8 protein-coding genes are annotated in these 8223 nt (G+C 64.2%); 6 read left to right on the top strand and 2 right to left on the bottom strand.

Annotation, left to right across the window (positions count from 1 at the left end):
• The first annotated feature begins 229 nt into the window (after window positions 1-229).
• The 5 genes from rpsF (at window position 230) to ABWP89_RS08415 (ending at window position 4436) form a co-directional block, all read left to right on the top strand.
• The gene (gene rpsF, locus ABWP89_RS08435; RefSeq protein ID WP_353228584.1) at window positions 230-592 is read left to right on the top strand and encodes a 30S ribosomal protein S6; all 363 of its coding nucleotides are present in this window, start codon (window positions 230-232) and stop codon (window positions 590-592) included.
• Between the two features lie 3 nt (window positions 593-595).
• Entirely contained in the window at window positions 596-820 is a 225-nt protein-coding gene (rpsR, locus tag ABWP89_RS08430) for a 30S ribosomal protein S18 (protein WP_353228583.1), read from the top strand.
• Between the two features lie 12 nt (window positions 821-832).
• Window positions 833-1429 carry a 50S ribosomal protein L9 gene (gene rplI, locus ABWP89_RS08425; protein ID WP_353228582.1) on the top strand — a complete coding sequence of 199 codons (597 nt, stop codon included), beginning with the start codon at window positions 833-835 and terminating at the stop codon, window positions 1427-1429.
• A 235-nt stretch (window positions 1430-1664) separates the two neighbouring features.
• Window positions 1665-2627, top strand: coding sequence for an aldo/keto reductase (locus ABWP89_RS08420; protein WP_502915264.1), 963 nt, complete (start codon window positions 1665-1667; stop codon window positions 2625-2627).
• 93 nt (window positions 2628-2720) lie between these two features.
• On the top strand, window positions 2721-4436 hold the full coding sequence (locus ABWP89_RS08415; RefSeq protein ID WP_353228580.1) for a hypothetical protein: 1716 nt from the start codon (window positions 2721-2723) through the stop codon (window positions 4434-4436).
• Here ABWP89_RS08415 and ABWP89_RS08410 read toward each other — a convergent pair.
• Window positions 4430-4990: an SOS response-associated peptidase family protein gene (locus ABWP89_RS08410; RefSeq protein ID WP_353228579.1), complete on the bottom strand. Its 561-nt coding sequence runs from the start codon at window positions 4988-4990 to the stop codon at window positions 4430-4432. The genes ABWP89_RS08415 and ABWP89_RS08410 overlap by 7 nt on opposite strands.
• Before the next feature lie 9 nt (window positions 4991-4999).
• The gene (locus ABWP89_RS08405) at window positions 5000-5692 is read right to left on the bottom strand and encodes a pentapeptide repeat-containing protein (protein WP_353228577.1); all 693 of its coding nucleotides are present in this window, start codon (window positions 5690-5692) and stop codon (window positions 5000-5002) included.
• Window positions 5693-5996: 304 nt separating this feature from the next.
• Between ABWP89_RS08405 and ABWP89_RS08400 the strand changes: the two genes are divergently transcribed.
• Window positions 5997-8165 carry a penicillin acylase family protein gene (locus tag ABWP89_RS08400; RefSeq protein ID WP_353228576.1) on the top strand — a complete coding sequence of 723 codons (2169 nt, stop codon included), beginning with the start codon at window positions 5997-5999 and terminating at the stop codon, window positions 8163-8165.
• Window positions 8166-8223 lie beyond the last annotated feature (58 nt).

Here is an 8223-nt window from a genome sequence, read left to right as displayed (position 1 = left end):
CCACAGCATGATGGTATCATTGGTGGTCGGGTGGGGAGGCGGGGCGGGAGGTCTGCCTGCACGTCAGTGCAGCTCCAAACATTGCGCGCTTGCATTCCAGCGCCGACTCGCTAAGGCCCGCGACTTCCGCACGTGCCGACAGGCCCTGCGGAATCGAAGAAAGCCGGAGGGGCCCTGCAATCCCGCAGGAAGCCAGCGATCGGTTGAATTGACAAGGACGCAACGGTTCATGCCGCTATACGAGCATGTCTTCCTTGCGCGTCAGGATCTGAGCCAGGCTCAGGTTGACGCGCTGGCCACCACCGCCACCGAAATCGTGGAAGCCAACCACGGCAAGATCACCAAGGTTGAAACCTGGGGTCTGCGTTCGCTGGCCTACAAGATTCAGAAAAACCGCAAGGCTCACTTCGTGATGCTCAACATCGATGCCCCCGCGGGCGTGGTGGCAGAGCTGGAGCGCCAGACCGCGATCAACGAAGACGTGATCCGTTTCCTGACCGTCCGTGTGGACGAACTGGAAGCCGGGCCATCGGCGATGATGCGCAAGAACGACCGTGAACGCACGCGTCGCCGCGAACGCGAAGGGGAATAAACCATGGCTCGTCCGTTTTTCCGCCGCCGCAAAAGCTGCCCGTTTTCGGGCAAGAACGCCCCCAAGATCGATTTCAAGGACGTGCGCCTGTTGCAGGGTTTCATGTCCGAACGGGGCAAGATCGTGCCAAGCCGCATCACCGCGGTTTCGGCCAAAAAGCAGCGTGAGCTGGGCCAGGCGATCAAGCGCGCCCGGCACATCGGCCTGCTGCCCTACCTCGTGAAGTAAGGAGCGCCAGTCATGCAGATTATCCTGCTCGAGCGCATCGAGAAGCTGGGCACCATTGGCGATGAGGTCACCGTCAAGGATGGCTATGCGCGCAATTTCCTGCTGCCCAACAAAAAGGCGCTGCGCGCCAACGATGCCAACCGCAAAATCTTTGAAAACAACCGCGCGCGGATCGAATCCGACAACGCGGCACGCCGCGCCGACGCCCAGGCCGAAGCCGGCAATGTCGAAGGCAAGGAAGTGGTGCTGATCCGCGCTGCATCCAACGCCGGACAGCTGTACGGTTCGGTTTCGGTGCGCGACATCGCCGACGGACTGATCGCGCAAGGCTGCAAGGTCAACAAGGCGATGGTCGTGCTGGAACGCCCGATCAAAACCATCGGCGTGTTCGATGTGCGCGTTTCGCTGCACCCCGAAGTGTCGGTCACGGTCAAGGCCAACGTCGCCCGTTCGCCTGACGAAGCCGAACTGCAGTCAAAGGGTGTCGACGTGATCGACGCCATGTTCGACACCGAAGTCGGCGGCTTTACCGAAGCCTATGACCCCAATGCCGAACCGGGCGAAATCCCCGCCGACCTGCTGGACGACGCAGCCGCCGCCGAAGCCTGATTGGTTTCCGGTTGCTGGAATTAAGAAGGGCGCTCCTTTGCGGGGGCGCCCTTTTCCGTTGTGACCGAACCTTCGGCCAGGCAATCCTCCGCGAAACGGCAAGGATATTCATGCGGAGGATTTATGCGGTCCGCCGTGCGCGGCTGGCAACCCGGTGATCGGTGCTTGCACAAGCCGGCTGGCCTTGCTGTATGATGGCAAACGCAACTGGCGATCAGCCCGGTGGGAGAGATTTGTGACCAACTTGCGCGCGATTGGCCAATCCGGCCTGATGACCCCTCCGCTCATCCTTGGCGGCAACGTGTTCGGCTGGACCGCCGATCGCGATACCAGCTTTGCCGTGCTCGATGCGTTTGTGGCGGGCGGTGGCACGATGATCGATACCGCCGATGTCTATTCGGCGTGGATTCCGGGGCATGTCGGCGGCGAATCCGAAACCGTGATCGGTGAATGGCTGCGCCATCGCGGCCGGCGCGATGATGTGATGATCACCACCAAGGTCGGCATGCTGCCGCTGGGTGACCGCACCAAGCTTGATCCCGCACTGATCGCGGTGGCCATCGACAATTCATTGCAGCGGCTCGGCACCGACTATGTCGATCTGTACCTGGCGCATCAGGACGACGATGCGCAGGACCAGGGCGCAGTGGCCGGGGCGTTTGATGCGGCCGTGCGCGCGGGCAAAGTGCGTGTGCTGGGCGCATCGAATTTCAGCGCGGAACGGCTGGGCAGTGCGTTGGCGGCGCAGGACGCGGGCGGTTTCAGCCGCTATCGCGCGCTGCAGAACGAATACAACCTGTTGGAACGCGGCGGATATGAGGGCGCGGTCCAGGATTTCTGCGTGGCCGAGGGCATTGGCATGACGCCGTTTTTCGGGCTGGCCTGTGGCTATCTGACCGGCAAGTATCGCAGCGCTGAAGACGTCAAAGGCGCGCGCGCCTATCGCGTGGGCAAATATGTCGATGGCGATGGCCCACGCGTGCTGGCCGCGCTGGACACGGTCGCCGCTGCGCACAACGCCACTTGCGCACAAGTCGCGCTGGCCTGGATCGCCGCGCAGCCGGGCATCGCCGCGCCGATCGCCAGCGCCACCAGCGTCGCCCAGGTCAATGACCTGCTGGGCGCCATCACGCTGACGCTGACCGGCGAAGATCTGGCGCTGCTGGATCAGGCCAGCACACCGCCGCTGCCGGTGTGACCGCACGGCGGCGACACTTGCCGCCGCGGCAATCGGCTGTCACAACGCGAAGGGATAAGGCGCTGACCATGCGCCCGTGAAAAAGGGTCGTCCGTGAGCTACGAATACGGCAGCAGCAGCCAGAACTTCACCTTTCCCAACCCGTTGCGCGAACACAACTTTTTCGTGGGCGCCGCGGTGGGCGTGACCGGGATTGCCGGGCTGGTGCTGTTGTTTCAGGCGCGGTTTGCACTGCATTCGGGCGCGCGCGTGCATGCACTGGCGGCGGCGGTGGTGGCGTTTGGGCTTATCGTGATCGCCGGATATCTGCTGTTTCAGCTGTTCAGCCAGCTGCGGTTCTTTTTCGGGCGTGGCCGCCCCGCCGGGCTGGCGCCGCAATTGGCGCCCGACGATCTTGGCACCAGTCCTGAAGCCGAAACGCTGCTGAAGGAAACGCTGCGCCAGCAGGCATTGGAATACCCCGAACCCGGTGATCCGCTGTCGGGACTGCTGTATTATCTGGTGCCCGATCTGATCTATGCCCCGCGCCCGGTGCGCGGCTTTGCCGAACGGCAGTTTCAATCGGGCATGCTGACCGCGGCGCTGCTGGCCGGGCTGGTGGTATCGGCGATCCTGGGCGGCGGGGGCGGCGAAAGTGCCGCGCGCGTGGCCAGCTGGGTGGCGATCGTGCTGCTGGTGGCCGCCGCGCCCGGGCTGATCAACCCAAAGGCGGGCAGTCCAAAGGCTGATCTGGGCCTGAACGTGCTGTCGATCCCGCAGATGGCCGGGCTGATCGCGTTTGCCGTGCTGGGCCCGGTGGTGATCGCGCTGATCGGCAGCGCACTGCCGCCGGCGCCGATCGCGATCGGCACCGGCATATTGCTGCTGTTGCTGGGCATGGCCGGGCTGCTGCACGCGCTGTTTTTTGCCGCCGTGCTGCGCCACCGCATGGCCGCACCATCGACTGCGGTCACCACCATCCAGGATACCTGGAACATATCGGTCAACCCGGCGATGATTTCGGCCGAATTCATGCGCGCGATGCAGGATGGCTGGTGGGAAAAAATCCCCAACCGCCGCTATTGCCGCACCGATCCGCAGGTCGATCTGCAAACGCGATCGGGGCAATTTCAGGGCAGCATGGTTGAAGAAACGCAGCCGGTGCCGTTCGTCATCGATGGTGCCGCCATCGATGGCCGCAACGCCGACCGGCCGTTTGCATCGGGCAACCCGCTGATCATCACCGCGATCAACGCCTATGCATTGGTGCTGGTGCTGGTGGCGACGGTTACCAGTTTTCTGGCCGTGGGGGCGCTGCTGGATGGCGGCGACGGGGTCGGGCCGTTGATCGTGTGCGCAGTATTTGTGTGGGCGCTGGCCAAGGCGGCGTTCGATGTCGCGCGGTTTTTGACGCTGCGGTTCGATTTCCGCTCAACGCTGATCTGGATGGACATGAATGGCAGCTTCACCGCCGCCGAAATCGCGCAAGGCAACCGCTATACCGCCAACCTGCACACCAGCAGCCAGGTCGTGCAGATCGAAGGCATGACATTCCGGCTGTGGGTGGCAGAGGTGCACACGGTCGCATTCGGCAAGGACGGCCAGCGTTTCATCGTGTCAATGATGGGCCAGCCCGATCTGGCACAGGCGCTGCTGCAACGGCTGAAAAACTTTATCACCAGCCAGGCCACGCTGGTTTCGCTTAGCAGCAGTGGCGATCAGGAACGGGCGCAACGCAGCGCGATGATGAATGCGCAGCTCAATCTGGGCAACACCACCCCGCCGCCACCGTTCGACCGCATCGGTCCACGCGGCGATCCGGATCAATAACGCATCACGCGTAGCGGCAGCCGCGCCGGCGAAACCAGATCCTGCGCCGCTTTCCAATCCGCCGACAGCCACAGGTCATAATCATCCGGACGCAGGATCGCCAGCAGCGTGGTAAGCCCCTCGGCCGGGTAAAGCCCGTCGCCATCAGTGGTGAGCATGGCATAGCTGGCCACATCGGAATCGCGCCAGATGCCGGCGATCGCAAACACTGCCGCACCTTCGACACCAAACCATCCTTTTGTGCCCCCGCCGCTGCCATAAAACGCGGTGGCCGGCACCAGGCAGCGGAATTCGGTGTGGCGCAATGTGCCGATCCAGAACGGGCTGTGCAGATTGCGCACATGCGTCACCGAATGTTCCCCACGCGGTGGCGGCGGCACGCCCCATTGGCGCGGCACCAGCCGCCGCCGCCGATCACGCCCGCGGATCACCACCGGGGCATAGCCGCCGGGCATGACCCCGCCGCCAGGCCAGACATCCCCGCCCTGCTCCGCCCCCAGCGCGGCCGCGATCTGTTCCGCGGTCATATCCAGCCGATAGGGCGCCGCTGCCATGGCCCCGCCTCAGCCGAGCCGCAGGCCAAGCTGCAACAGCAGTTGTGCCGCCTGATCGTGCGAAATCGTCGCCCCGCGAAACAGCCTGGCATCGACCAGTTGCAACCCGCCCAGATCGGCACCGCGCAAATCCGCCTTGTCAAATCGCGCGCCCGCCAGATTGGCATCGCGCAGGCTGCACTGGTCAAAGACGGTTTCGCGAAAATCGGCCTTGCGCAGATCGGCCTGGCCCAGATCGATGCGCCGCAGCGTCTGTTTGCGAAACGCATGGCCGGGCAGCTTGGCCGCGATCAGCAGGCATTCTTCAAACCGCAGGTCGATCGCCGTCGCATTGGACAGGTCCGCCCCGGTCAGCTTGCACCCGGTCAACGCAACCCCGGCCAGCCGCGCATTGCGAAACACGCTGTTGTTGAAATCGCACGAAACCAGCACCGCATCGGTCAGATCGGCGCCAACAAACCCCGCCATGGCGCCACGGCAGGCCTGCCAATGCGTGCTCTCCAGCCGGGCGCCGGCAAACTGCGCGCGACGCAGGTCGCAGCGTTCAAATCGCCACCCGGTCATATCCAACGCAGACAGATCGGCATCGGCCAGATCGCAATCCACCAATGCCGCCGCCCCGCCCGAGGCGACCAGCGCAGCGATGTCGGCGCGGGCGAGCGATTGATCGGCCACGGTGCGGTGGGGCGGGATATCATTCATGGTTTACAGCCCTGACGTGCGATGAGTTTTGACTGAGCGGCTGTGAGCCCCTCCCCTAAGGGGAGGGGTTGGGGAGTGGTGTCCAACGCCCGAATTTTCGCGCGCCATCGCAGCGTGGGACACCCCTACCCAACCCTTCCCCTGAGGGGAAGGGCTTTCCATTTTCGCGCATTGCACTGACTATCGGTGTTCTCGCGAGACGTTCGAACCCACGCTTATCGCTCCGTGAAGCATCGCGCGTGGCTGGCGGTCGGGACAAAGGCGCGCTAGCCTGGGTCGTCATTGCCAAAGGAGCCCCTCGTCCATGCGCCCGCTCGTTCGTCCGCTCACCACACTGCTCGTCGCCACCATGCTGACCGCGCCGGTTCATGCCAGACCGGCGCAAAAAACGGCCGACCGCGTGACCATCACCCGCGACGAATGGGGCACCGCGCATGTGCATGGCCACACCGATGCCGATGCGGTCTATGGCATGATCTATGCCCAGGCAGAGGACGATTTCCCCCGGATCGAGCGCAACTATCTGGTCAATCTGGGCCGGCTGGCCGAGGCGGAGGGCGAACCGGCGCTGTGGCAGGACTTGCGCCAGCGCCTGTTTATCAATCCCGCCGTGCTGCGCGCCGATTATGCCAAAAGCCCGCCGTGGCTGCGCACGCTGATGGTGGCCTGGGCTGCCGGGCTCAACGCGTATCTGGCCGATCATCCTGCGGTAAAACCCAAAGTGCTGACCCGGTTTGAACCGTGGATGGCGCTGGCCTTTACCGAAGGCAGCATCGGCGGCGATGTCGAACGCGTGCCGCTGTCGCAATTGCGCGCGTTTTACGAACACCGCCAGGTGGCGATGACCGCGCAGGAACGCGGGCTGGTGTGGCGTGAACCGGCGGGGTCAAACGGCATCGCCATCGCGCCGTCGCGTACTGCCAACGGCCATGCGCTGCTGCTGATCAACCCGCACACCAGTTTCTTTTTCCGGTCGGAACTGCAGATGACCAGCGATGCCGGGCTCAATGCCTATGGCGCGGTCACCTGGGGGCAGTTCTTTGTCTATCAGGGGTTTAACGCCCATGCCGGGTGGATGCACACATCCAGCGGGATCGACAATGTCGATGAATTTGCCGAAACCGTGGTCGACAATGCCGATGGTACAAAGTCCTATCGCTATGGCGCGGCGCTGCGCCCGCTGACGCAATCGCGGATCACGCTGCGCTATGCGAAGGGTGATGGCACGTTCGGCACGCGCAGCTTTGCCACCTGGGCCAGCCACCATGGCCCGATCGTGCGCGAAGATCACGGCAAATGGATCGCCTTTGCGCTGATGAACAAACCGGTGCCCGCGCTGCAGCAAAGCTGGCTGCGCACCAAAACGCACGATCTGGCATCGTTTCTGGCGGTGGCGGGCCTGCGCGCCAACAGTTCCAACAACACGCTGTTTGCCGATGACAAGGGTGAGATTGCCTATCTCCACCCGCAATTCGTGCCCATCCGCGATGCGCGGTTCGATTATACCAAACCGGTCGATGGCAGCGACCCGGCGACCGACTGGAAAGGGCTGCACGCGCTGGCCGATCTGCCCAGCGTGCTGCGCCCGGGCAATGGCTGGGCCTACAATTCCAACGATGCGCCGTGGCACGCCGCCGGGGCCGACAGCCCGGCCAAGGCCGCCTTTCCCGCCTATATGGACCAGGCCGGTGACAACCCGCGCGGGCCGCATGCGATGCGCGTGCTGGGCGACAACCGTGATTTCACAATCGATCGCCTGATCGGCGCGGCGTATGATCCGTGGATGCCGGCGTTTGATCATCTGTTGCCCCCGCTGATCGCGGCGGCCGCGGCCGACCCCGGCAATGCCGACCGGCAGGCGGCGATTGCGCTGCTGGCCGGGTGGGACCACCGCTGGTCCGCCACATCGACCGCCACCACGCTGGCGGTCAACTGGGGTGAAGCGCTGTGGGCCAAACGCGGCGACAACCCCGATCCAGAGGATGACAGCAATTCGGTCTGGGACTGGATGGAACGCCATGCGAGCCCCGCGCAACGGCTGGCCGCGCTGGACGAAGCCATGGCGCGTCTGAAGGCCGATTTTGGCGACTGGCGCGTGCCGTGGGGCGACATGAACCGGTACCAGCGCAACGACGGCGCGATCGAACAGGTGTTCGACGATGCCAAGCCCTCCACCGCCATCCCGTTCGCCAGCGCGCGCTGGGGATCGCTCGCCTCGTTCGGGGCGAAGCGTTATCCGGGCACCAAACGCATCTATGGCACCAGCGGCAACAGCTTTGTCGCCGCGGTGGAATTCGGCCCGCGCGTGGCGGCGCGCGCGGTCAGCATTGGCGGGGAAAGCAACGCCCCGGCATCGCCGCACTTTGCCGACCAGGTTGATCGGTATGCGCGGGGGGATTTGCGTAGCGTGCATTTCTGGCCGGAAGAGCTGGCCGGGCATGTTGCGTCGCGTGAGGTGTTGGTGCGGCGGTGATGGTGCTGGTCTGACGATGAAGACACACTCGTTGAAATTGTCGATTTGTGCAGGTTAA

Origin of the sequence: Novosphingobium sp. (genome assembly GCF_040398825.1) — a bacterium.
Lineage (GTDB): Bacteria > Pseudomonadota > Alphaproteobacteria > Sphingomonadales > Sphingomonadaceae > Novosphingobium.
This window is presented reverse-complemented; position numbering and strand designations above follow the sequence as displayed.

Bases quoted from the DNA above. Each gene is read 5' to 3' on its own strand.
- rplI (WP_353228582.1), top strand. From the start codon at position 833: ATGCAGATTATCCTGCTCGAGCGCATCGAGAAGCTGGGCACCATTGGC.
- ABWP89_RS08400 (WP_353228576.1), top strand. From the start codon at position 5,997: ATGCGCCCGCTCGTTCGTCCGCTCACCACACTGCTCGTCGCCACCATG.
- ABWP89_RS08405 (WP_353228577.1), bottom strand. From the start codon at position 5,692: ATGAATGATATCCCGCCCCACCGCACCGTGGCCGATCAATCGCTCGCC.
- rpsR (WP_353228583.1), top strand. From the start codon at position 596: ATGGCTCGTCCGTTTTTCCGCCGCCGCAAAAGCTGCCCGTTTTCGGGC.
- rpsF (WP_353228584.1), top strand. From the start codon at position 230: ATGCCGCTATACGAGCATGTCTTCCTTGCGCGTCAGGATCTGAGCCAG.
- ABWP89_RS08410 (WP_353228579.1), bottom strand. From the start codon at position 4,990: ATGGCAGCGGCGCCCTATCGGCTGGATATGACCGCGGAACAGATCGCG.